26 protein-coding genes and 1 tRNA gene are annotated in these 22,100 nt (G+C 69.1%); 16 read left to right on the top strand and 11 right to left on the bottom strand.

Annotated elements, in window-relative coordinates; all coding sequences use genetic code 11:
• Positions 1-149: 149 nt before the first annotated feature.
• The 3 genes from WFM69_RS02615 (at position 150) to WFM69_RS02605 (ending at position 3,183) form a co-directional block, all read left to right on the top strand.
• Entirely contained in the window at positions 150-1,187 is a 1,038-nt protein-coding gene (locus WFM69_RS02615) for a Gfo/Idh/MocA family protein (RefSeq protein ID WP_337001354.1), read from the top strand.
• A gap of 74 nt (positions 1,188-1,261) precedes the next feature.
• Entirely contained in the window at positions 1,262-2,278 is a 1,017-nt protein-coding gene (locus WFM69_RS02610) for an SIS domain-containing protein (protein WP_337001352.1), read from the top strand.
• Entirely contained in the window at positions 2,275-3,183 is a 909-nt protein-coding gene (locus WFM69_RS02605; RefSeq protein ID WP_337001350.1) for an N-acetylglucosamine kinase, read from the top strand. Before WFM69_RS02610 ends, WFM69_RS02605 begins: the two co-directional genes overlap by 4 nt.
• A 132-nt stretch (positions 3,184-3,315) precedes the next feature.
• Here the strand turns inward: WFM69_RS02605 and WFM69_RS02600 are convergent, their stop codons facing one another.
• A complete protein-coding gene (locus WFM69_RS02600; protein ID WP_337001348.1) occupies positions 3,316-4,083 on the bottom strand; it encodes a GntR family transcriptional regulator in 768 nt (255 codons plus the stop codon).
• A gap of 305 nt (positions 4,084-4,388) precedes the next feature.
• Here WFM69_RS02600 and WFM69_RS02595 point away from each other — a divergent pair, with 305 nt between their 5' ends.
• From WFM69_RS02595 to WFM69_RS02580, 4 genes are all read left to right on the top strand, one after another.
• Positions 4,389-5,672, top strand: coding sequence for an ABC transporter substrate-binding protein (locus WFM69_RS02595; protein WP_337001346.1), 1,284 nt, complete (start codon positions 4,389-4,391; stop codon positions 5,670-5,672).
• A gap of 66 nt (positions 5,673-5,738) precedes the next feature.
• Positions 5,739-6,653, top strand: coding sequence for a carbohydrate ABC transporter permease (locus WFM69_RS02590; protein ID WP_337001344.1), 915 nt, complete (start codon positions 5,739-5,741; stop codon positions 6,651-6,653).
• A gap of 14 nt (positions 6,654-6,667) precedes the next feature.
• Positions 6,668-7,588 (top strand): carbohydrate ABC transporter permease, encoded by a 921-nt coding sequence (locus tag WFM69_RS02585; RefSeq protein ID WP_337001342.1) that lies wholly within the window; start codon positions 6,668-6,670, stop codon positions 7,586-7,588.
• Between the two features lies 1 nt (position 7,589).
• A complete protein-coding gene (locus WFM69_RS02580; RefSeq protein ID WP_337001340.1) occupies positions 7,590-9,320 on the top strand; it encodes a glycoside hydrolase family 9 protein in 1,731 nt (576 codons plus the stop codon).
• 9 nt (positions 9,321-9,329) lie between these two features.
• On the opposite strand, the gene WFM69_RS02575 is transcribed toward WFM69_RS02580, so the two are convergent.
• Together WFM69_RS02575 and dcd are read right to left on the bottom strand one after the other, a co-directional pair.
• Positions 9,330-9,818 (bottom strand): hypothetical protein, encoded by a 489-nt coding sequence (locus WFM69_RS02575; protein WP_337001338.1) that lies wholly within the window; start codon positions 9,816-9,818, stop codon positions 9,330-9,332.
• Position 9,819: 1 nt separating this feature from the next.
• Positions 9,820-10,425 carry a dCTP deaminase gene (dcd, locus tag WFM69_RS02570; RefSeq protein WP_337001336.1) on the bottom strand — a complete coding sequence of 202 codons (606 nt, stop codon included), beginning with the start codon at positions 10,423-10,425 and terminating at the stop codon, positions 9,820-9,822.
• A 100-nt stretch (positions 10,426-10,525) separates the two neighbouring features.
• Here dcd and WFM69_RS02565 point away from each other — a divergent pair.
• The 3 genes from WFM69_RS02565 to WFM69_RS02555 all read left to right on the top strand — a co-directional run bounded on the left by WFM69_RS02565 (position 10,526) and on the right by WFM69_RS02555 (position 11,516).
• Positions 10,526-10,599, top strand: a tRNA-Gly gene (locus WFM69_RS02565).
• Between the two features lie 255 nt (positions 10,600-10,854).
• Positions 10,855-11,085, top strand: coding sequence for a hypothetical protein (locus tag WFM69_RS02560; protein ID WP_337001334.1), 231 nt, complete (start codon positions 10,855-10,857; stop codon positions 11,083-11,085).
• Between the two features lie 251 nt (positions 11,086-11,336).
• Positions 11,337-11,516: a hypothetical protein gene (locus WFM69_RS02555; protein ID WP_337001332.1), complete on the top strand. Its 180-nt coding sequence runs from the start codon at positions 11,337-11,339 to the stop codon at positions 11,514-11,516.
• Here the strand turns inward: WFM69_RS02555 and WFM69_RS02550 are convergent.
• From WFM69_RS02550 to WFM69_RS02535, 4 genes are all read right to left on the bottom strand, one after another.
• A complete protein-coding gene (locus WFM69_RS02550; RefSeq protein ID WP_337001329.1) occupies positions 11,513-11,971 on the bottom strand; it encodes a DUF488 domain-containing protein in 459 nt (152 codons plus the stop codon). The two genes, WFM69_RS02555 and WFM69_RS02550, sit on opposite strands and share 4 nt — an antisense overlap.
• Before the next feature lie 80 nt (positions 11,972-12,051).
• The gene (locus WFM69_RS02545; RefSeq protein ID WP_337001327.1) at positions 12,052-12,306 is read right to left on the bottom strand and encodes a hypothetical protein; all 255 of its coding nucleotides are present in this window, start codon (positions 12,304-12,306) and stop codon (positions 12,052-12,054) included.
• A 77-nt stretch (positions 12,307-12,383) separates the two neighbouring features.
• The gene (locus WFM69_RS02540) at positions 12,384-12,950 is read right to left on the bottom strand and encodes a hypothetical protein (RefSeq protein ID WP_337001325.1); all 567 of its coding nucleotides are present in this window, start codon (positions 12,948-12,950) and stop codon (positions 12,384-12,386) included.
• Positions 12,947-13,429: a heme-degrading domain-containing protein gene (locus WFM69_RS02535; RefSeq protein ID WP_337001323.1), complete on the bottom strand. Its 483-nt coding sequence runs from the start codon at positions 13,427-13,429 to the stop codon at positions 12,947-12,949. Before WFM69_RS02535 ends, WFM69_RS02540 begins: the two co-directional genes overlap by 4 nt.
• Positions 13,430-13,616: 187 nt before the next feature.
• Here WFM69_RS02535 and WFM69_RS02530 point away from each other — a divergent pair, with 187 nt between their 5' ends.
• The gene (locus WFM69_RS02530; RefSeq protein ID WP_337001321.1) at positions 13,617-15,158 is read left to right on the top strand and encodes a serine hydrolase domain-containing protein; all 1,542 of its coding nucleotides are present in this window, start codon (positions 13,617-13,619) and stop codon (positions 15,156-15,158) included.
• A 306-nt stretch (positions 15,159-15,464) separates the two neighbouring features.
• On the top strand, positions 15,465-16,352 hold the full coding sequence (locus WFM69_RS02525; protein ID WP_337001319.1) for a hypothetical protein: 888 nt from the start codon (positions 15,465-15,467) through the stop codon (positions 16,350-16,352).
• 21 nt (positions 16,353-16,373) lie between these two features.
• Here WFM69_RS02525 and WFM69_RS02520 read toward each other — a convergent pair whose 3' ends face one another.
• The gene (locus WFM69_RS02520; RefSeq protein ID WP_337001317.1) at positions 16,374-16,745 is read right to left on the bottom strand and encodes a VOC family protein; all 372 of its coding nucleotides are present in this window, start codon (positions 16,743-16,745) and stop codon (positions 16,374-16,376) included.
• A gap of 85 nt (positions 16,746-16,830) precedes the next feature.
• Complete coding sequence (locus WFM69_RS02515) at positions 16,831-17,334, bottom strand: Lrp/AsnC family transcriptional regulator (protein WP_337001315.1); 504 nt, start codon at positions 17,332-17,334, stop codon at positions 16,831-16,833.
• A gap of 160 nt (positions 17,335-17,494) precedes the next feature.
• Here WFM69_RS02515 and WFM69_RS02510 point away from each other — a divergent pair, with 160 nt between their 5' ends.
• The 4 genes from WFM69_RS02510 to WFM69_RS02495 all read left to right on the top strand — a co-directional run bounded on the left by WFM69_RS02510 (position 17,495) and on the right by WFM69_RS02495 (position 20,562).
• Positions 17,495-18,634 carry an acyl-CoA dehydrogenase family protein gene (locus WFM69_RS02510; protein WP_337001313.1) on the top strand — a complete coding sequence of 380 codons (1,140 nt, stop codon included), beginning with the start codon at positions 17,495-17,497 and terminating at the stop codon, positions 18,632-18,634.
• Positions 18,635-18,806: 172 nt separating this feature from the next.
• A complete protein-coding gene (locus WFM69_RS02505; protein ID WP_337001311.1) occupies positions 18,807-19,037 on the top strand; it encodes a hypothetical protein in 231 nt (76 codons plus the stop codon).
• Positions 19,034-19,486 carry a BLUF domain-containing protein gene (locus WFM69_RS02500; protein WP_337001309.1) on the top strand — a complete coding sequence of 151 codons (453 nt, stop codon included), beginning with the start codon at positions 19,034-19,036 and terminating at the stop codon, positions 19,484-19,486. The genes WFM69_RS02505 and WFM69_RS02500 overlap by 4 nt, the downstream gene beginning before the upstream one ends.
• 44 nt (positions 19,487-19,530) lie before the next feature.
• Entirely contained in the window at positions 19,531-20,562 is a 1,032-nt protein-coding gene (locus WFM69_RS02495) for an FUSC family protein (protein ID WP_337001307.1), read from the top strand.
• 43 nt (positions 20,563-20,605) lie between these two features.
• Here WFM69_RS02495 and WFM69_RS02490 read toward each other — a convergent pair whose 3' ends face one another.
• Together WFM69_RS02490 and WFM69_RS02485 are read right to left on the bottom strand one after the other, a co-directional pair.
• A complete protein-coding gene (locus WFM69_RS02490) occupies positions 20,606-21,241 on the bottom strand; it encodes a DUF1684 domain-containing protein (protein WP_337001305.1) in 636 nt (211 codons plus the stop codon).
• Positions 21,242-21,250: 9 nt separating this feature from the next.
• A complete protein-coding gene (locus WFM69_RS02485; protein ID WP_337001303.1) occupies positions 21,251-22,078 on the bottom strand; it encodes a sugar nucleotide-binding protein in 828 nt (275 codons plus the stop codon).
• Positions 22,079-22,100: the final 22 nt, after the last annotated feature.

Genomic DNA, 22,100 nt, shown 5'->3' with positions numbered 1-22,100 from the left:
GCGCGCGGTGGACGACAGCATATATAGGTCTCAATGCGGTAGCAAGAGGTATCTACCAATTTCAATGATTGTTCTATAGATCCTCGTTCTGATAGACATTTAGAAGACAAGTGGTATCTTGTGGACAACATCGCCTGAAGGAGGCATCAGTGATTCGTGTCGGCATCCTCGGCTCCGGGTTCATCGCAGACTCGTACGCCGACTCCCTCCTCGACGTGCGCGACGGCGTGCTGGCTGCGAACTTCTCCCGCGACCCCGAGCGCGCGACCGCCTTCGCCGCCCGCTGGAGCAGCCCCCGCAGCTACACCGACATGGCCGAGCTGTGCGCGAACCCTGACATCGACGTCGTGGTCATCGCCCTGCCGAACGAGGCCCACGTCGAGGCCGTGCGCATCGCCGCCGCGGCAGGAAAGGGCATCATCTGCACCAAGCCGCTCGCCCGCAACGGCGCCGAGGCCGCCGAGATCCTGCGCATCGTGGAGGAAGCCGGGGTCTGGCATGGCTACGCCGAGAGCTCGGTCTTCTCCCCCATCGTCGCGAAGGCGCACGAGATGGCACAGGCCGGCGGCATCGGCACGCTGCTGACCATGCGCGCCCGCGAGGCCCACTCCGGACCGCACGCCGCCCACTTCTGGGACACCGAGACCGCCGGCGGCGGCGCCCTGCTCGACATGGGCTGCCACACGGTCGAGTCGGCCCGGCACTTCTTCGGCAAGGACAACCCCGTCATCGAGGCGTTCGCCTGGGGGTCGACGCTGCTGCACACCGACAAGACCACCGGCGAGGACACCGCGGTGGCACTGCTGAAGTTCGCGGGCGGGCAGCTCGCGATCATCGAGTCGTCGTGGGCCGAGAAGGGCGGGATGCAGCTGCGACACGAGTTCAGCGGCAGCGACGGCCGCCTCGTCACCGACACCTCCGTGACCCCGGTGTGGGGCTTCCTCGGCAACTCGACCGGCTACCTCGTCGAGAAGGCCGACTCCGAGACGGGCTGGGTGCACCCCGTGCCGGAGGAGACCCGCGCCTACGGCTTCTCGCAGCAGATGCGCCACTTCATCGATCACTACGCCGCGGGAACCACTCCGATGGAGACGTTCGAGGACGGCTGGGTCGTGAACTGCATCCTCGACGCCTGTTACCGGGCCATGCGCTCGGGTACCTGGGAGCCCGTGCGCCTCGAGCGCTGAGCCCACCGCACACGCGGACCACCACGACCACCACGCCGGCCACGGACCGGACGAGTACGAGCACAAGGAACGACATGGACGGATACATCAGCTACGCCGAGGCGACCGCAGCCCAGGCCGATGCCCTCGCGACCGCGATCCCTCACATCGAGCGGCAGGTCGAGGAGCTCGGCGCTCGCGGCGCCCTCGGCGAGGTCGGCCCCCTCTTCCTCGGCATCGGCGCCAGCCTCGCCGCGACCGCCCCCGCGGTCTGGCATCTGCGCAAGCGCGGCATCACCGCCTGGCGCCTGGATGCCGGCGACACCCCGCTGCCCCTCGCGACCGGCGACCACCCGGTGATCGGGGTGTCCCAGAGCGGACGCAGCAGCGAGACCATCGCCGCCCTGAACACGATCCCGTCCGAGCTGCGCTACGGCGTGGTGAACACGGTCCCCTCCCCGCTGTCCGACCTGGCGACGAACCTGGTCGGCCTCGGCTCGATCCCCGACAGCTACGCCTCCACGATCGGGTACACCGCGACCGTCGTGGCCGTGAGCATGCTGTCCGAGGCCTGGGCGGGAGGTGCGGTCGACCCGGCCTGGCACGACTTCGCCGCCCTGTTCCGCGAGACTGAGATCATGCTCGCCCCCCAGATCGCCCGTGCGGCAGACCTGATCGCCTCGGCACCGAGCCTCGACTTCGTCGGCGGAGGCCCCTCCACCGGGTCGGCCGAGGCCGGTGCACTGCTGTTCCGCGAGGTCGCCCGCATCCCGGCGAGCGCCATGGGCACGCGCCAGTACCTGCACGGCTCGATGGAGTCGGCGGGCGAAGGCGCCCATGTGCTGTTCGGCAGCGAACGCGAGCATGAGGTCGCCCGCATGCTGAGCGCCGCCGGCCACCGGGTCGTCCTGGTCACGACCGACGACGTCGACAGCGTCGAGCACCTCGAGGTGGTGCGCCTGCCGCACTCCTCGTCGAACGCCAGGGCCGTGTTGGAGGCGCTGTTCCTGCAGGGCCTCGTCGCCCGTGTGGCGGGTGCGCGCGGCGTGGAGATCGAGGAATTCGTGTTCCACAACGACGACACGAAGGTGGATGCCGGGGCGTCGCAGTGACACCATCCGTCGATATCGCAGGCCTGATCGTCGGCATGGACGTGGGCGGCACCAAGGCCGCTGTCCGGGCGACGACGGCAGACGGTCGACCCGTGACCGACGTGGTCGTGAGCTCGGCGGAATGGGATGCCGAGCCGGCGGATGCCGCGGCCGACTGGCTGGTCGACGTTCTCGGACGCGCCCTGCCCGCCGGGGCGACGGTCAGTGCCCTCGCGATCGGCGCCCAGGGCCTCGACCGCGCCGAGGTGGCACACGACCTGGAGGAGGCGCTGCGCCGTCGCGGCCATGAACGGGTGCACTGCGTCAACGATGCGGCGCTACTCGTGCCGGCCGCCGGGCTCGTCGACGGCATCGGCCTGATCTCCGGAACGGGCGCGATCGGCGTCGGCGCCGATGCCGACGGTGCCCCACTCGTCACGGGCGGCTGGGGCTGGGTCATCGGCGACGAGGCCGGCGCGGCCGGACTGGTGCGCGAGGCGACGAAGGCCGCGCTGCTCGCTCACGACGACGGAGAGCCGGACGACGGACTCCTCGGTGCGCTGCTCGCCGACTTCGGCGTCGCGGATGCGGAGCGCCTGGCGCGCGTGGTGAACGATGAGCCCACCATGGCCAACTGGGGGCCGCATGCGCCCGCCGTGTTCCGGGCGGCGGATGCCGGTTCTGCACTCGCGGTCGCGGTGATCCAGGACGGCGCCGCGCATCTCGTGCGGCTGGTCGATCAGCTGCGCCGTCGCGGTGCGGTCGGGCGCGTGGTCGTGGCCGCGGGCGGGGTCATCACGGCGCAGCCGCGCCTGGCCGAAGCCGTGCGAGAACTGCTCGCGCAGCGGCATCCGGAGCTCGACCTCGTCCTGCTCGACGACCAGCCCGTCGCGGGCGCCTGGTTCCTCGCCGACCGCCTCGCCTGAGCCACACGCGGACCTGCACGCACGAAGCGAAGGAGATCTCACGATCTGAAGGACCCCGGCTCCCCGGCAGGCCTTCACACCGTGAGATCTCCTTCATGCTCGAGCCGAGCCGAGCCGAGCCGAGCCGGCAGGTCAGCGGGTGGGGCCGGCGCCGCGGGTGAAGACCGTGCGCAGGCGGTAGCGCTCGCCGACATAGCGGATCGTGGAGAGCGAGACGACGCGACCGTCGGAGCCGTGCGCGGCCTGGCGCATCACGAGCAGCGGGCTGCCGACCGCGACCTGGAGCGACTCGGCGGCCTGCGCATCGGCCTCGCGCGCCTCGATCGTGCTGTCGGCACGCTCGGGACCTGAGCCCGAGGCGTCGAGCAGGTCGTACAGCGACTCGACCGCGAAGTCGGTCTTCGAGACGTCGGGCAGCAGTGCCGCCGGGACGACCGAGGCATCGAGCGCGATCGGGACCCCGTCGAGCAGTCGGATGCGGTCGAGGCGGAAGATCGGGGTTCCGGGTGCGACGCCGATGGCCTCGGCCTCGTCGAGGCTCGCGTGTCCGGTCTCGGCGCGCAGCACGATCGACGTGGCCTCCAGGCCCATCCGACGCGCGGTCTCGCTGAAGGACTCCAGGCTGTTCGGCCACTCCTTCGCGACCGGGGCGGATGCGACATACCAGCCCCGACCGTGCGAAGAGCTCAGCACTCCCTCGTCGACCAGCTGCAGCAGTGCCTTCCGCAGGGTGACCCGGCTGATGCCGAGCTGGGTGCACAGCTCGCGCTCCGGCGGGAGGCGCATACCCTCGGCGAGCCGGCCGGACGAGATCTCGACCTTGATGAGATTCACGGCCTGGATCCACAACGGCTCCGGATAGTCGGCGCGAATCGGCGACTCGCTGATGCTGCTGGTCATCCCTACCCCCTCGGAAGCGGCTTCCACTCTGCACCGTACACGGCGCTCGGGAACCATACCAGTAACGACCATGGCAAGTCCTCAGCCCTACCGAAGCAGGCAGGACGCACTCGCTCCCTACGACTCCTCGGCGGGGGTGCGTTGGCGCCGGGATGCCGTTTTCCCGAGAACACCGCGAATAACCACCGCCCTCAGCGGATCACTGTTTGATCACGAGAAGAAATACCAGTATTGACCACTTTGAGTCCGGGACAGTACCATTCGAGGAACCGCCGGCGCCCGGCCGGCCGAGAAGGAGGTCCTCCGTGCAGAAGCGCGTGTCCATCCCCCTGGCAGGTGCCACGGCGCTCGTGCTCGCCACGAGCCTCGGCGCCTGCGCAAGCAGCAGCGAATCGTCCTCACCCGACCAGATCGTCGTGCAGACCAACTGGACGGCGAGCCAGGCGCAGAACAAGCCGCTCTTCGACGCCTTCAAGGCGTTCACGAAGGAGACCGGCATCGAGGTCAAGGTGCTCGAATCGGGCGACAACCTCAACCAGGTGTACGAGACGTCCCTCCTCGCCGGCGAAGAAGCCGATGTCCTGCTGGTCGGACTCCTCGAGAAGCAGCTCGACTGGGCCATCAACGGCGCCGTCGTCCCCGTCAACGACTACATCGAGGACTGGGGCATCGCCGACCGTATCCCCGACGACGCGCTCGTGGACTGGACCGACGCGGAAGACAACATCCGCGCGTTCCCGTACTCCGGCTTCACGTGGCCGTGGTGGTACAACACCGACCTGCTGACCCAGGCCGGCGTCGAGAGCGTGCCCACCACGACCGACGAGCTGGTCGACGCCGCGAAGAAGCTGCGCGCCGCGGGCATCGCTCCCGTCGTCCTCGGCGGCATCGACTGGTCGGGCCAGAAGATCTTCCTGCAGTTCCTGGAGATGTTCCTGTCGACCGACGAGGCCAAGAAGGTCTACGCCGAGGGCGGTACGTGCGAGAACCCCGACGCCATGAAGGGCATCGAACTGCTGGTCGAGCTCCGCGACGCGGGCGTCTTCGTCGACGGCGTCGAGGGCTACACCGCCGACCAGGCCCAGGCCGCGTACATGGACGGCCAGGCGGCCATCGCCCCGCTCGGCTCCTGGGCGTACCCCTCCGCCTCGGAGGAGCTCGCCAACGCGACCGTGCTCGGCGGCCTCCCCGTCGCCGACGGCGCGCCGTTCGACAAGCCGCTCGCCTACCGCGGTTCGACCTCGGCCGGCTGGTGGATCAGCCCGAACGGCCAGGAGAAGATCAGCTCCGTCGAGAAGCTCATCACGTACATGTACGGCAACGACGTGCTCAAGGGCATCCTCGACGAGGGCGGCGTGATCCCGGTCGCCGACTTCGGCGGCGACACGTCCGGCGTCACCTCGCCGCTGCTCGCGCAGTCGCTGACCGACCTCCCCGAGGCCGTCGACTTCCCGGTCATGCCGGACATCTACGTGCCGGCCGACGTCTCCAACCCGATGTACCGCGCGACGTCGGTCGCCTTCACCCCCGGCACCGACGCCGCGACGATCTGCAAGACCGTCGACGACATCTACGCCGCCGCGAAGTAACCACCCCCTCTGGGCGGCCCGGCCTCAGCGCCGGGCCGCCCTCCCGACTGCTGGAGCCCTCCCCTCATGACCGCACTCTCCCCCGATGTCGTCGCCCGTCGACGCACCGCGGCCCGCCGCCGAGGCGAACTGCTGCAGCTGTCGGCAACGCTTCCCGCGCTGCTCTGGTTCCTCGTGTTCACGCTCGGACCGCTGATCAGCCTCTTCTACTTCTCCACGGTCAACTGGCGGGGTCTGATCGCCCCGCGCACTCCGGCCGGGCTCGACAACTTCGTCCGCCTCGTCAACGACCCGGTGGTCTGGCTCGCCGCGGGCAACACGCTCCTCCAACTCGTGGTCACCCTCCCGATCGTCGTGATCGGCGCGTTCATGATCGCGTACTACCTCAACCTCAAGCCCCGCGGACACCGTTTCGTGCGCGCGCTCATGTTCACGCCCGTGCTGCTGTCGGCCTCGGCGCTGGCGATGGTCTTCGTGGGCGTGTTCGCCCCGCAGGGCATGATCAACGGATTCCTCGACGCACTCGGCCTCGGCGAGCTGGCTCGACCGTGGCTCGCGAACGGCGAGAGCGCGATGTGGTCGATCATCATCGTCACGATCTGGTGCAGCATGTCGGTCTCCGCGATCATGCTCGCCGCCCGCCTCAACTCCATCGACGCCTCGGTGTTCGAGGCCGCCGAGATCGACGGCTGCGGGCACTTCCGCCGCATGTGGAGCATCGCGTGGCCGATGTGCCGCGAGTTCGTCGGCGTCGTCACGATGCTGCAGTTCCTGTGGACCCTGTTCTCCTCCGCCGCCGTGGTGCTGCTGCTCACCAAGGGCGGCCCCGGCAACGCCACCGCGACCCTGTCGTTCCTCGTGTACGACTTCGCGTTCAACCAGTCGAAGGTCGGCTACAGCCAGGCCGTCGCCGTGGTGCTGTTCATCGTCGGCGTGGCCGGCATCCTCATCATCCGCCGGGTCTTCCGGCAGAAGTACTGATCGGACCCCGTCGCATGACCGCCGTCACCGCCCCCGCCTCCTCGCGCACCTCCGCCCCGCAGTCGCGCCCGAACGTCCGACGCCGTCGCGCCCGTGGCGGCGCTCTCGCCCGCACCGGCCCCATGAAGTACCTCGCACATGCCGGGGTCTGGCTGTACGTGATCCTGCTCGCCGCGCCTCTCTACTACCTGCTGATCTCGGCGTTCAAGCACAACACCGACATCTTCAACCAGCCGTTCTCGCCGTTCACGCCGCTCACGTTGGACAACTTCGGGCTCGCCTTCTCGCAGGCCTCCCTCGGCACGGCCCTGCTGAACTCGGCGTACATCACGATCGGCGCCGAGGTCCTCACGCTGCTGCTCGCGGTCCCCGCGGCGTTCGCTCTCGCCCGGGCGAAGGGTGCGGTCGGCCAGATGGTGGAGCGCGTGTTCGCGCTCGGCTTCCTCATCCCCGGCTTCGCGGCGCTGGTGCCCACCGTGCTGCTGTCGATCATGATGGGGCTGTTCCACACCCGTGAGTTCCTCATCCTGTTCCTGCCCGCGTCGGCGATGCCGCTCACGGTGATCCTGCTGACCCAGGCGATGCGTTCGGTGCCGCCGGAGCTGGAGGAGTCGGCGCTGCTCGACGGTGCGGGGCCGCTCCGTGTGCTGTGGTCGGTGTACGTGCCGCTCGCGATCCCCACGCTCACGGTCGTCGCGATCCTGAACTTCCTCTCCTTCTGGAACGAGTACTTCTTCTCGCTGGTGATCATCGGGCCGGAGGCCTCGCTGCGCACGGCGCAGGTGGCGCTGCCGACGCTCTCGATCGCGAACGCCGCACAGTACGGTGTTCTTGCCGCCGGTATCCTCATCACCCTGATCCCCGCGTACCTCGTCTACGCGGTGTTCGCGGAGAAGATGGAGAACGCGGTCCTCGCCGGAGCACTCAAGGGCTGACATGCGCATCCTCACCTCCCACCTCGGCTACGACACCGGGGCTCCCAAGTCCGCGCTCATCGAGCTGCCGCATCCGGGTGCGACACCGCACGTCGAGCTGCTGTCGCTCGACGACGACTCCCGGATTCGTCTCGACGCGCGCCCCGCGGCCTCCGTCGATGCCTGGCGCACCGGCGCCTACTCGCGGGTCGACTTCGACGAGGTCGACGAGCCCGGTCGGTATCTGATCGTGGCCGCGGTGGGCGAAGAGGTGGTGTCCTCGACCTCGTTCGCGATCGGCGAGGAACGCCTCGCCGCCGGGACCCTGTCGGACATCCTGTTCGCGTTCAAGGCCGGGCGTTCCAGCGGCGAGATCGAGCGGAAGGATGCCGCGGCACTGCGGTTCGGCGACGACTCCGGCTTCACGGTGGATGCCCGCGGCGGTTGGCTCGACGCATCGGGCGACACGAGCAAGTTCCTCAGCCACCTGACTTACTCGCCGACCATGAGTCCGCAACAGATCCCGCTGTGCGCGTGGGCGTTCCTGGAGGCGCGCGATCAGCTTGCGGCGCGGCATCCGCGGTTCCACCGCGCTTTGGGGGCACGTCTGCGCGACGAGGCACTGTTCGGCGCGGACTTCCTGGTGCGGTTCCGCACCCCCGAAGGTGCCTTCTACAGCGGCATCTTCGACGCGCTGACCAAGAGGCTCGAGGAGCGGGTGATCAATGCGCCACTGCCGGAGTGCGTGCGCACCGACCGCTACCGGGCGTCGTACCGTGGCGGTGGTGGTGTCGCGATCGCCGCGCTGGCCAGGGCGTCGCGCGAGCAAGAGCACGGCGACTTCACGAGTGCCGAGTATCTGGCCGCCGCGATCGGCGCGTTCGACGACCTCGAGGCGCACAACACCGACTACCTCTTCGGCCTCGATCTGCAGACGGGCGACCTCACGGGAAGCTCCGAGTCGATCGTCGACGACTACTGCGCGCTGCTGGCGGCATCGGAGCTGGTGTCGGCGACGGATGCGGTCGATGAGCGGTTCACGGCCGCGGCGGATCGTCGTGCCGCTGCGCTGATCGACCGCTACCGCACCTCACCCGACGAGCCGGGCTGGTTCGAGGCGTGGGAGGACGGGCGTCCGTTCTTCTCCGCCGTCGAGGCCGGCCTGCCGGTGATCGCACTCCTGCGCTATGCCGCCCTCGTGCCGGATGCGCGGTTCGCCGTCGCCGCCCGCGAGCTCTCGGTGGCCGTGATGCAGGACGTGCTGCGGCGGAAGGATGCCGTCGCGAACCCGTTCGGGTACCCGCGGCAGCGCGTGCAGCCGCGCGGCGGCGAGATCCGCGACTCCTTCTTCTTCCCGCACGAGAACGACACCGGGTACTGGTGGCAGGGCGAGAACGCGAACCTCGGGTCGCTCGCCTCAGCGGCACTCGCCGTCGCCGAGCTCCCCGAGTGCGATCCGGAGCTGGCGGTGCGTCTGCGACGGTTCGCGGCCGATCAGGTGCACTGGGTGCTCGGGCGCAACCCGTTCGACGTGTGCATGCTGCAGGGTCGGGGGCGCAACAACGTCGAGTATTCGCCCGACTTCCCGAACCTGCCCGGCGGGATCGTGAACGGCATCACGAGCCACCCCGACGACGAGAACGGGATCGCGTTCCTCACGCCGGAGACCGCGGAGGGCCCGGATTCGTGGCGTTGGGCGGAGCAGTGGATCCCGCACTCCGCCTGGTTCCTGCTCGCCGTCAGCGCGAGCTGAGGCGCGAGGTCACAGCGGCGGCGTGAGGGCGAGGTCTGCAGCGGCTCCGGCGAACGGGAGGCCGACCGTGTTCAGCAGGAAGATGCCCACGCCAACTGCGGCGACGAGCAGCAGGATCAGGATCGCGAAGATCACGACCGTGAGCACACGGTAGCTGCCTGAGGTCGGTACCTCGGGGGCGACGGACGGGAGCGCCCAATCGTCGGCTGCCGCAGAGGGCTGATCCTCGTCACGGGCAGCGGGGGTCGCGCGGCGATGCTCGGCGGAGCGGCGCCGCGTCTCCGGCGGAGGAGCCGGGATGACGGCATCCGCCGGCGGGATCTCGGCGGGAGGAGGGGCCAGCAGGCCGTCGGGGACCGGGATCTCCGGGGGCGGCGGCGGGATCACGACGTCGGCGGGCGGGATCAGCGGCTCCTCCGGGGTCCCGATCTCCATGGGGGCCTCGGCTCCCTCGGGGCCGATCGGCTCGTCCGGGGTGGTGCCGCTGACATCGCTCATCTCAGCCTCCGACTGCTCCGACGTCGGTCACACCGACGTCCGTCCGATGGAAGTTCTGGAACGACCGCGAGGCGGTCGGACCCCGCTGCCCCTGGTACCGGTTGGCGTAAGGGCCGGAGCCGTAAGGATTCTCGGCCGGCGAGGTGAGCCGGAAGAAGCAGAGCTGCCCGATCTTCATCCCCGGCCACAGCTTGATGGGCAGGGTCGCCACGTTCGCGAGCTCCAGCGTGACGTGCCCGGTGAATCCGGGGTCGATGAACCCTGCCGTCGAGTGCGTGATCAGACCGAGACGCCCGAGCGACGACTTGCCCTCGAGCCGTGCGGCGACGTCGTCCGGGAGGGTGACCCGCTCGAACGTCGCGCCCAGCGCGAACTCGCCGGGGTGCAGGATGAACGGCTCATCGGGGTCGACTTCGATCAGACGCGTGAGCTCCGGCTGGTCGACCGACGGGTCGATGAACGGGTACTTGTGGTTGTCGAACAGCCGGAAGTAGCGATCCAGGCGCACGTCGATGCTCGACGGCTGGATCATCCCCTCTTCCTGCGGGTCGAGGCCGATGCGGCCGGATGCGAGTTCTGCCTTGATGTCGCGGTCGCTGAGAAGCACGGCACCAGCCTAGTTGCCACGCCCCGTCGTCCGCCGCGCTGCTTTGGCCAACCGGCGGCGGCCAGGTAGGCTTGCGTTCACCTGCTCGCAGAGCCGGTACGGGGCTGTAGTTCAATGGTAGAACTTCTGCTTCCCAAGCAGACAGCGCGGGTTCGATTCCCGTCAGCCCCTCCACGTAGCCTTCCCCGTTGTTCCCCTCTTCTCCACAGGGAACTAAGGCATGACGCACGGCGCCCTTCAGCGGTCGCTATCCTGACGGGCATGACACCGGGGGTCGAGCGTGCGCGAGTTCTCATCACAGTGAAAGCTGCGCCGGAACCGTCATCGACATACGGAGACACTGTGTGCGTGGCGGGGATCCGGATCGATGGCGATCGCGCCGAGTGGATCCGCCTCTATCCGTTCCCGTTCCGATGGATGCCGGAGAGAGTGCGGTTCAAGAAGTACGACATCATCGAAGTCGACGTCCACCGCAGCGCGAGGGACGACCGTCGTGAAAGCTACCGCCCGGACATTCAGTCGATCGAGATCATCGGACACCTCGACAAGTGGAAGCATCGACAGGACATCGTCGGGAACGTGATCACCACTTCCACCTGCGAACTGCACAGAGCGGCGACCGCCGAGGTCAGTCGCCATCCCTCGGAATCGTCCCCGTGAGATCCGTCGAGAAACTCGAGATCGTCGCGTTTGCAGGCTGGAGCGATGCACAGCTGAAGCGCATTGCGGATGCGGAGAATCTCGCCCCACTCGCCCTGTTCGGCCACGGGACGGACACTCCACCCGAACTACAGGCACCGCGCTTCACGGTCCGATACCGGTACAGGTGCTCTGCCGATAACTGCCCCTCTCATGGCGGGCAGCTTCTCGACTGGGAACTCGGCGAGCTGCAGCGCCGCCACCTCATGAATATGCCCGAGGACGATGCGAAGCGTGAGATCGAGCACAAGTTCCTCACACAGAAGTTCACCCCGAACCGGCAGACGTCGTTCTTCGTGGGCAACTTCGGAGACAAGATGAAGCGTGGGAGCTTCAGCATCCTCGGCGTCTACTCCCCGACGCGCGCGGATGCAGTTCCCACCCTGTTCTAGGCGGCAGCGAGATCGCGGAGCATCAGGTTCGTCAACGCTTCCCGAACCTGCTGACGGTGGCAATGATCTTCATCTGCTTCGAAGCAGAACAGGGCGATCGTTCGGTCCCTCGCGAGCGATGCGAGTTCCTCGAGCGCTGAACTCGCCCCGTCGGATGTGAGCACGTCACGGAACCGGTCTCGCGCCTCGCGGGCTTCGACGGTGTCGGTCGTCGCGTAACCTTCGCGGTTGTCGCGGTGGTTCCCGAGCTGCGGCATGTGCACGTATTCGATACCGGCTGCGCGCACAGCCTCCGAGAGCGCGGTCTTCGAGAATCCGCGCTTGCGGGAGATGGCATTCAACCGCACGTCCACGAGCGTCTCCACGCCGCGGAGGCGCAGCTTCGAGATGAATGCGTCCAAAGTCTGACCCTCGTACCCGAGGCCGAGAATGGTGCTCATCTGGGGGTCGACCATACAACAGATTCTATCCGTCGCAGTCTGCGCCGAAAGGGGACGCGAACGGCGAAAACTCGCTCGCGAAGAGTGCGCCACGGTCAATCGGCGCCATCGGTCTGTTCGCGCCGAGCACGGGCGATGGATTCCGCCTGCTCGCGGCGGCGTCGCGCAACGGTGCGGATGCTCAGCACCTGCGAGAGCGCGAGGAGAACCATCGCGGCTGCCGTCCACCACACCCCGGGACCGAGGACGCCGGTGAGGAGGAGGACGATCAGTGTGAGGGCGAACGCTCCGACGAGCGCGAACGCCCACCAGTAGTACGCGGTGCTCTGTGCGTATGGTCGATCACTCATCGCCCCGACGATTCCATGACGCGCGGGCGCAGGCAAGGCCCTCGACAACCCCATCGCGAGTGTGCAGAGGCTCCCGCTCAGCCCTGTCCCGGCTTGCCGAGCGTGCTCCCGGGCTCCAGGGACGGGCACACCGCCGACTCGGCGAGCGCCGCGACCTCGGCCCGGATGATCACGCCACTGTCGGACTTCGCGACCGTGTAGACGATTCCCTGCTGCGATTCGTCGGCCGGGATGTAGCCGACGATCGCCGCATCGGTGGGCGAGTCCTCCTCCACCCGCATGGGGCCTGCGGTGCTGACGAGGTCTGCCGTGGGGTTGTCCCGCAACCAGTTCGCGGCCTGCGGAACGGTCGCGTCGGCGAGGGTCCAGTAGCCCTCGAGCTCCGCGACGGGCTGACAGGGCCACCCTTGATAGGAGTAGAACTCGCCGGGGCTCTCCGACACCCGGACGGCCCCGGGCGGGACGACCGCCGCGTCGAGCCACGCCTGCGCCTGCTGCTCGGCAGCGTCCATGGGGTCGGGCGTGACGGGTGCCGCAGTGGAGCTGGGGGCCGGACTTCCCGGCGCAGTCGGCGCGGCCGTGCACGAGGTCAGGGGCACCAGCAACAGGACCGCAGCGACGAGAACAGCGGGTCGTCGCATCATCCCCGCCCCTTCGTGAGGGCGTCGAGCGCGAGGAGGCCGTCGACCACGGCGTCGTGATCGTCGTCGGACGGGAGGCCGGAGATCGTCGCGACGGCCACCACCCCCACGCCCTTCACCCGGATGGGGACGGCGCCGCCCGCGACGGCGTAGGTGTCCCGGTCGAGCCATCCCGGCTCGTGCAGGTCACGACCGCCGCTCTCGATCCGCGCCGCCAGCAGTGCGGTGCTCGTCTCGAACCGCAGCGCCGTCGCCGCCTTCTTCGCCGCCCAGGAGTCGTTGTCGCTCGTCGCACCGGGCAGCGATGCATGGAACAGGATGCCGGACGCCGTGCGCACATCCACGACGATCGGATACCTCTCCGTCAGCGCCTTGTCCGCGAGGTAGCGCCCCAGCTCCCACGCGTCCTTCCGGTCGAACCGGGTCAGGACCAGCGCCCTGTGCTGCTCCTCGAGGTGCTCGAGTCTCGCTTCGGCGCTCATCGTTGGGGCCTTTCGTGTCGACGGTTGCTCCGACTGTAGCGGGGGACGGACATGGTTCGTCTGCCCGCACACATTCCACGGCGACACTCGGTGGCACCCGACATGACAACACGCACGGATGACGAGAGTCTGGAGAGAACGCGGCGCGGCCGTCGTGCGCCGACCGCCTTCGATCAAGGGAGCCTCCATGTCCAGCGAAACCCTGGCCGTCCCGCTCGCCGACCAGCTCGACGCCTTCTTCGGCCAGTACACCGCCGCCGGACAGGCCCGCGGGCTCGTGTACGGCCTGGTCGGCCCCGACGGCCTCGAGCACAGCCGCGGGTTCGGCGCCGCCGATGACGACGACCGTGCACCGGACGCAGACACCGTGTTCCCGATCGCGTCGATGACGAAGAGCTTCGTCGGACTCGGCGCACTGCTGGCCAGGGACCGCGGACTCCTCGACCTGGAAGCCCCCATCACCGACTTCTTCCCGGAATGGCACGGCACGATCGACGGCGAACCGGCCGTGACGCCGACCGTGCGACAGCTGCTCAGCATGGGCGGCGGCCTCACCGAGGACAACTCGTGGGTGGACCCGTTCCTCGGCCTGTCCGAAGCCGAGCTGGTGGAGCGGATCAGGCCCGGATTCGCCTACAGCAACCATCCCGGCAGCGTGTTCGAGTATTCGAACATCGGCTTCACGATGGCGGGGATCGCGGTGGGCAAGGCGGTCGGCCGTCGCGTGGAGGACTGGGTCACCGACGAGATCCTGCGCCCGCTCGGCATGCACAGCACGTGGTTCGACAACCGCGCACCGGAGGACGGCTTCGCCCGCGCGGTCGGCTATTCGCTCGACACCTCCGGGAACTGGGTGGGCTTCCCGCCGAAGGTCTCCGACGCGATGGCCGCTGCGGGCGGGATGCAGTCCACGATCAACGACCTCGCCACCTGGGTCGGCTTCCTGGCAGCGGCGACAAGACCCGGAGGCGATGACGCGGTCGTCAGCCGCGCGTCGCGTCGCGAGCTGCAGCGCATCCACCAGGTCGACATCCCCTCGCTGCAGGCGCGACCGGAGGGCACGTGGAAGTTCGCGACCGGCGGCTACGGCCTCGGCCTGTTCGTGCGTCACGACCTGCACCGCGGAGCCATCGTGTCGCACAGCGGCGGTCTGCCCGGCTTCATCCTCAACATGGTGTGGCATCAGGGGTCGGGCCGCGGCGTGGTCGTGCTCACCAACAGCCACCGCGGCAACCCGGTGACGCTCTCCGAGGACGCCCTGTTCCGCGCCCTCGCGTTCCATGGCACCGCCGCGCGCGAGGTGCGCCTGTGGCCGCAGACGCGCCGGCTGATGGGCGCCGCCGACGGACTGATCCGTGCCTGGGACGACACCGTCGCCGCGGAGGTCTTCGCCGACAACATCGACTTCGACCGGCCCCTCCCCCAGCGCCGCGCCGCGATCGACGAACTGATCGCGCAGATCGGCGGGCTCCGTGTCGCGGAGCGGGCGCCGGAGATCGTGTCGGCGGCGACTCCGGCCGACGTCACCTGGTCGATCCCCGGGGAGCATGGCGAGCTGATCTGCATGATCCACCTCACGCCCGTGCAGCCCGCGCAGATCCAGGAGTTCGAGGTGATCGCGGTCGATCACAGCGTGCCGCGCGGTGCCCGACCCATCGACATCTCCGCGCGGCGCCGCGCCTACGCCGCTCCGACGCTGAGCTCGCTCCCGAACACGCACATCAGCTGAAGCTGACGGCGCCGCGGCAACTCGACGGCATGCCATGATCGTGAGCAGATCGCGTGGAGGTCACGGCTTTCCGAAGGAGTGAAGATGGGATTCTCGATCAAGCTGGCCCCGGGCGTGCGGGTGCGCGCATCGTCGCGCGGGGTTCGGACCAGTATCGGTCCCCGGGTAGCACGGGTGCACGTGGGGGCCGGCCGCATGGGGATCTCGACCGGCGTGGGGCCTATCGGCTACTACTCATCACTCGGTGGAGGCGGATCCCGGAGCAGATCCGGCGGCGGGGGCTCGCGGGCGGCCGGAGAAGCCCTGATGACGGCAGCTCAGGCCGACAAGCTCCATCGCGCATACGCGATCGGCTTGGCGCTGGTCGCGATCACAGCCATCCACGAGGAGGAGTTCACGGCCGCGCAGCGACCGATGGTTCCGCCTCCCATGCCCGTCGACGAGGCGGCGATCCGCAGGGCCTATACGGAGGCCGCGCTCAAGGGCGTCAGCGTCTTCCGGCGCTCGGTGCGCAAGGCGCTGACGGCAGATGCGGCCGCCCGCGCCACAGCCGCCGCTGCGCAGGAGTCCGCAGAGCGCCGGATCGCCTGCCATCAGGAGCAGGCGCGGCTCGACCGGCTGTGGGAAGCCCTCCTCCGCAACGATCCCTCCGTCGTGATGGATCAGCTGGGTTCCGCCTTCGAGGACAACAAGGCTCCGGCTGCGCCGCTGGGCGTCGACGGCTCCGAAGCGACACTCACCGTGCTGATTCCCGGCGAGCACACGATGCCCGAGCAGGTGCCAGGGCACACAGCCGCTGGCAACGTGAGCATCCGCAAGATGACCAAGCGGGAGCGGGACGAGCTGTACACCCTGCTCGTGGCGGGCTACCTGCTGGTGACAGTGAAAGAGGCTTTCGCCGTCGCACCGAGCCTCACCTCGGTGCGCATCGTCGCGGTGAGCAGCGCCGGGCGGTCGGCCTACGGGAAGAGGCGCGGCCATGCCGTCGCAGCCGCCGTGATCTCCCGAGAATCTCTGATCGGCGTGCACTGGTCAACGGTCGACGCCCGGACGGTTCTCGGAGACGTCGCCTCCGAGTTGCTGTTGAACGAGCGGGGCGCCAACAAGGTGCTGCACGCGATCGACCTCTCCACGGAGCCCGAGCTCGACGCCATCATGAGCGCCATCGATTTCGACGAGCTCGGCGACGCCTAGGCGGCGCCGAGCCGCGAACCCCTACTCCGGACGCGTGAAGAGGTTCACCAGGTTGCCGTCGGGGTCACGGAAGAGCGTCGATCGATTCCCCCACGGCATGGTGGTGGGCTCGAGCACCACATCGTCGAGAGCAGCACCGAGGCGCGCGAACTCCGCATCGACATCGTCGACGAGGAACTCGACGATCACCGAACGGTTGCTCGCCGGCGTCGGCGCGGCGTCGCCGAGCATGCTGACGGTGGCGGTGCTGCCGATCGCGATGGTGCCCGTCGCGGTGCGGAACTCCGCGAACACGGGGGCGGGCCGCAGCGGCGTGACGCCGGTGACGGTCTCATAGAAGCGGGCAAGCCGGTCGACGTCGTCGGTGATGATGCGGATGGATGCCAGATCCACGGTGTTCCCTTCCGTCCGGCCGGTCGACGCGGACGAGCCCAGTCTGATCCTGGCATCCGACATCACGTTCCCCCGCCGCTCGGTCTCAGTCCGGGGCGGGCGTGGAACGACCGAAACCGGCCTGAGCGGTGAGGTGCTCCAGCAGCGGCTGAGTCCGCAGCGGCAGCGGCGTGGACACGATCATCGTGGTGACGGTGTGGCGCACCCCCTCGATCTCGATCATCCGCGTGACGGCCTCCTGCAGGTCGCGGTGCGTGGGCGCCGCGACGCGCACGAGCAGGTCGTCGCGTCCGGCCTGCGTGTTGATCTCGAGCACATGCGCGATCTCGGTGAGGTCCTCGACCACGCGCGCGAGCCGTCGCTGATCGAGTTCGAGGGCGACGAAAGCCTGCACGGCCACTCCCACCGACTCCAGGTCGATGAGGGGCTGCAGCCCGGCGAGCACGCCCGACTCCTCGAGCCTCCGCAGACGTGACTGCACCGTGTTCCGCGCCACCCCCAGGGCACCGGCGAGCTCGGCGATGCCCGGTCGTGCGTGAGAGGCCAGGCGGCCGATGATCTCCGAGTCGAGTCGATCGATGCTGATCATCGTCGCCACCTCCATCGTCGTCGGCGGGCCTCAGCTGTACAGCCCGCTCAGTTGCGCAGCACAGTATTGAACTCAACGCCGTGTTCACGCGATTCTAGCGAGGCGCGATGATCAGCTCCGCGGTCACGTGCCCTCAGCCCGCAACGACGCAGGAGCCCCCATGCCCGTTCCCCGCCTCATGCCGACGGAGGAGTCCGCCGACCTCATCGACCTGACCCGCGAGATCGTCGGCAAGGAGCTGCGCCCGATCGTGTCGGAGCTCGACGCATCGGCATCGTTCCCCCGCGACGTCTTCCGCACCCTGGGCCGCGCGGGACTGCTGAGCCTGCCGTATCCGGAGGAGTTCGACGGCGGCGGGCAGAGCTACGAGGTGTACCTGCAGGTGCTCGAGGAGGTGGCGTCGGCGTCGGCATCCGTGGGGGTCGGCGTGAGCGTGCACATCCTGTCCTGCTTCGGTCTTTTCACCTCCGGGAGCGCCGAGCAGAAGGAGCGGTGGCTTCCCGAGATGCTCTCCGGCGACCTGCTCGGTGCGTACTGCCTGTCCGAGGCGCACGCCGGTTCCGACCCCGCGGCCATGCGCACACGGGCCGTGCGCGACGGCGACGAGTACGTGATCAACGGCGCGAAGGCGTGGACGACGCACGGCGGCAAGGCCGACTTCTACAAGGTGATGGCCCGCACGGGCGAGGGCAGCCGCGGCATCTCGTGCTTCCTCGTCCCCGCCGACTCCCCCGGCCTCGCCGCCGACAACCCGGAGCGGAAGATGGGGCTGATGAGCTCCACGACGGCCACGATGCTGTTCGAAGACGTGCGCATCCCCGTCGAGCGTCGCCTCGGCGCGGAAGGACAGGGCCTGCCGATCGCCTTGTCGGGGCTGGATGCCGGGAGGCTGGGCATCGCCGCCGTGGCGACCGGCCTCGCCCAGGAGGCGCTCGACGTGGCGGTGAAGTACGCCCACGAACGCGAGACCTTCGGCCGGTCGATCATCGAGCATCAGGGCCTCGCGTTCCTGCTCGCCGACATGGCCGCCGCCGTCGCGTCGGCACGGGCGACGTACCTCGCCGCCGCGCGCCTCAAGGATGCCGGCCGCCCGTACTCGCACGAGGCGTCGATCGCGAAGCTCGTCTGCACCGACAACGCGATGAAGGTCACCACCGACGCCGTGCAGGTGCTCGGCGGCGCCGGCTACACCAAGGACTTCCCGACCGAGCGGTACATGCGCGAGGCGAAGGTCATGCAGATCTTCGAGGGCACCAACCAGATCCAGCGTCTCGTCATCAGCCGCGGCCTCGCGCGCTGAGCACGCATCGGACGAGGCGCGGTTACCGGGCCTCCGCGATCCGCGCAAGCCCTTCGACAGCTTTTCCGCGTCATGACATCGTCGACATCATGAACGTGGTCACCTCCGCCTGCCCGCAGCGCCTCGCCTCGGGCGACCCCGGACCCATCACCCGCGACTGCCGAGGGACACGATGACCGATACCGCCCTTCCACCCGCAAGAGCCCTGTGGGCCTGCGTCGCGGCCGGCTTCTACGTCGGCAGCCGAGAGGGCACGTTCCTCGGCTACGTCGATCGTCAGGCCTCCGGATCCTGGCGCGCCTTCGATGCGTCGTCGCGGGTCATCGGCGACTTCGACGACCACCATGCGGCCATGGCCGCCGCCGACTCCGAATCGACCCGAGGAAGAGAGGCAGCTCGATGACCACCGATCATCCGCTCATCTCGCTCGTGTACTGCAGCACGGCGACGCGCCCCTTCGACGACGCCGAGCTCGGCGACCTGCTCACGACAAGTCGAGCCGCCAACGAGGCCCGTGGCATCACTGGCATGCTGCTGTACCGCGAGGGCGAGTTCGTGCAGATCCTGGAGGGGGTCGCGGACGACGTGAGCTTCCTGATGGCTCGCATCGCAGACGATCCTCGTCACCGCGACATCCGCGTGCTGCTGGAGGAACCTCTGCACGAACGGCGGTTCGCCGAGTGGACCATGGGGTATCAGCCGATGGTGGCGCCGGATCCCGCGATGGCGGAGGGATATCGCGATTCCTTCGACGACCTCCGCATGGGTGACCACGACATGATCGGCCGAGCCCTGATGGAACTGACGATGTGGTTCCGCGTCCGGCAGGCACCCGAGCGACTGCGGGCCTGACGCCCGCGCGACGGACGCCCCGGGGGCGGACGTAGGCTGGATCGGTGACGGAATCACGGGGTCGGGTGTGGACCGGCGTGCTGCGCCTCGAGCCGCATCGCGGTGATCACCGGGTCGCGCTGCGGGCGGCCGTCAGCGTAGCCGCCCCGCTCCTCGTGCTCTGGGCGCTGGGACGCCTCGACCTCAGCATCTACGCCAGCTTCGGCGCGTTCGCGGCGCTCTACGGTCGGCACGACGTGTTCCGGGATCGTCTCCGGATGCAGGCGGGCGCGGGCGGAGTGCTCCTCCTCTCGATGCTGATCGGCACCGGCCTGTCGGTCCTGGCGGTGTCGCCCCTCGTCAGCATCCTCGTCGTCGCGGTCGTCGCCGCGGTCGTCACGCTTCTCGCCTACACGCTGCACTGGCATCCGCCGGGTCCGCTGTTCGCCCTGTTCGCGGCCGGCGCGTGCGCCACCATCCCCGCGACGACGGCATCCTTCGGCGATGTGCTCCTGGTGGGCGGTGCCAGTGTGCTGTTCGGGCTCGGGATCACGACCCTCGTCGCGGTGGTGTCCCTGAGCACGGGCGACAGGGCCCCGAAACCGCGACGCCCCGTCGGACCGATCGCCGGGGAGATGGCCGCATCGACCGCCGTCGCGATCGTGGGCGCAGGCATCGCGGGCCTGCTGATCATGGATTCGCACTGGTACTGGGCGGCCGTCGGAGCGGTCGCCGCGGTCAGCGGTGCGCAACTCAATGCCCGGGTGATCCGCGGCATCCAGCGACTCGTCGGCACGCTGCTGGGCGTGCTCGTCGCAGCGGGGATCCTCGCGCTCGACCTCCCTCCGATCGCCGTGATCGCCGTCGTCGTGCTGCTGCAGGGTGCCGCCGAGCTGTTCATCGGGCGCAACTATGGGATCGCGATGGTGTTCGTGACACCTCTGGCGCTGCTCATGGTGCACCTCTCCGCGCCCACCCCCGTCGATGTGCTGCTGCAGGACCGCGCCATCGAGACGGTGATCGGCGTCGCGGTCGGCACGATCGTCGCGGTCATCTCGGCCGCGCTGCGCCGACGGCGCACGCGCGACCCCGGCTGATCGGTGAAGACTCTCGCGTTCGCGGTGTGACTCACCGCTGCGCTCAGTCGGCTGCGCCGCCGTACAGTTCGCCGACCGGGATTGCGACCGGGAGCACGTTTCCCGGCTGCGCGAGCGGGCACGCCCAGGCGGGGTCGTAGGCGCAGGAGGGGTTGTACGCGAAGTTGAAGTCGAGCACGATCGTGCCTCGCTCCGCATCCGCGCCGAGGTCGGCACCCTTGATCGTGTCGATCAGGTACCGCCCGCCGCCGTAGGTACCGCCAGGGCGTCCGGCGAGCGCATCGCGCACGGGGATGAACAGGCCGCCGCCGTACGACTTCAGGCGCCACACGTCCAGTGCGCCGGTATCCAGGATCTCGACGCGACCGATGCGCTCGAACGGCACGACGCCGTCTGTTCCGGTGGCGAACTCGAACCCACCGGGCTCGGCGGGCAGGATCTGCAACTCGAACCGCCACTGCGGGTCGTAGGACGCGATCGGCAGCCCCTCGAATGCTGCACGATCCTCGGGCAGCAGCGGGGTCGCGGGGTGCCGTGCCATCAGGTCGTCCCGCTCGATGCGCCACAGCTCGTGCGCTTCCTCGGGAGACTCGGCCTCGCGCACGGCGGCGTACAGAGCGAAGACCCGGCGGCGCCAATCGACGACCTCGACGGCGGTGCGTGCACTGGTGCTGGTCATGAGCCCAGGCTACGGGTGCGATGCGGCCGCGGGCGCGATCATGTCCGCGTACCCGTCCTCGTACGTCGGGTACGCCAGAGTCCCGAGCAGCGAGCGCAGCAGCGCCCCGTCGTACACGAAGCCCCGCGGACCGGCGGAGGGCACATCGGGCGGAACATCCATCCCCAGCTCTCGCGCGATGAAGCCGACGACATCGCCCAGCGGCGCCGGCGCCGCATCGACCGCGTGCACGAGTCGCGGCGGATCGTCCATCCGCAGCAGCAGGTCGAGCGCGCGCACGAGGTCTGTCTCGTGGATGCGGTTGGTGCGGCGGGCGTGATCGACGCCGACGCCCTCGCGCACCTGCCGGAGCAGGAACTCACGGCCTGGGCCGTAGATGCCCGCCGGGCGCACGATCACGGCGGAGAACAGTTCGACGGCCACCTCTTCGCCGTCACGCAGCCCGCGCGCGCGTTCGGTCGTCGGGGTCGGCTCATCCTGCTCCGTCAACGGATGTTCGGCTTCCGTCCCCTCGAACACTCCGGTGGATGACACGAACACCGTGCGGGCGGGCACGGCCGGCAGCGCCTCCGCCAGGTGCGTCAGCGCCGTGCGATACGCGGTCGAGTCGACTCCGGGAGGGAGGGTGATGAGCATCGCGTCGACAGGAGGAAGCGGTGCGGTCGGCGGGGAGGCCAGGTCGGCACGGATGGCCGTCACCCCGGTGGGCAGCGGGGACTCGCTCCGGCGCAGGGCGAACACCTCACGGCCGTCCGCGAGCAGCCGGGGTGCGAGGAGGGTGGCGAGCTTTCCGGCTCCGACCAGGAGGACACGGCGAGGCCCGGAGGCATCCGTCATCGCACGCACTGCTCCGTCACCG

This window comes from Microbacterium sp. LB12 (genome assembly GCF_037150835.1).
Taxonomy (GTDB): Bacteria; Actinomycetota; Actinomycetes; order Actinomycetales; family Microbacteriaceae; genus Microbacterium.
This window is presented reverse-complemented; position numbering and strand designations above follow the sequence as displayed.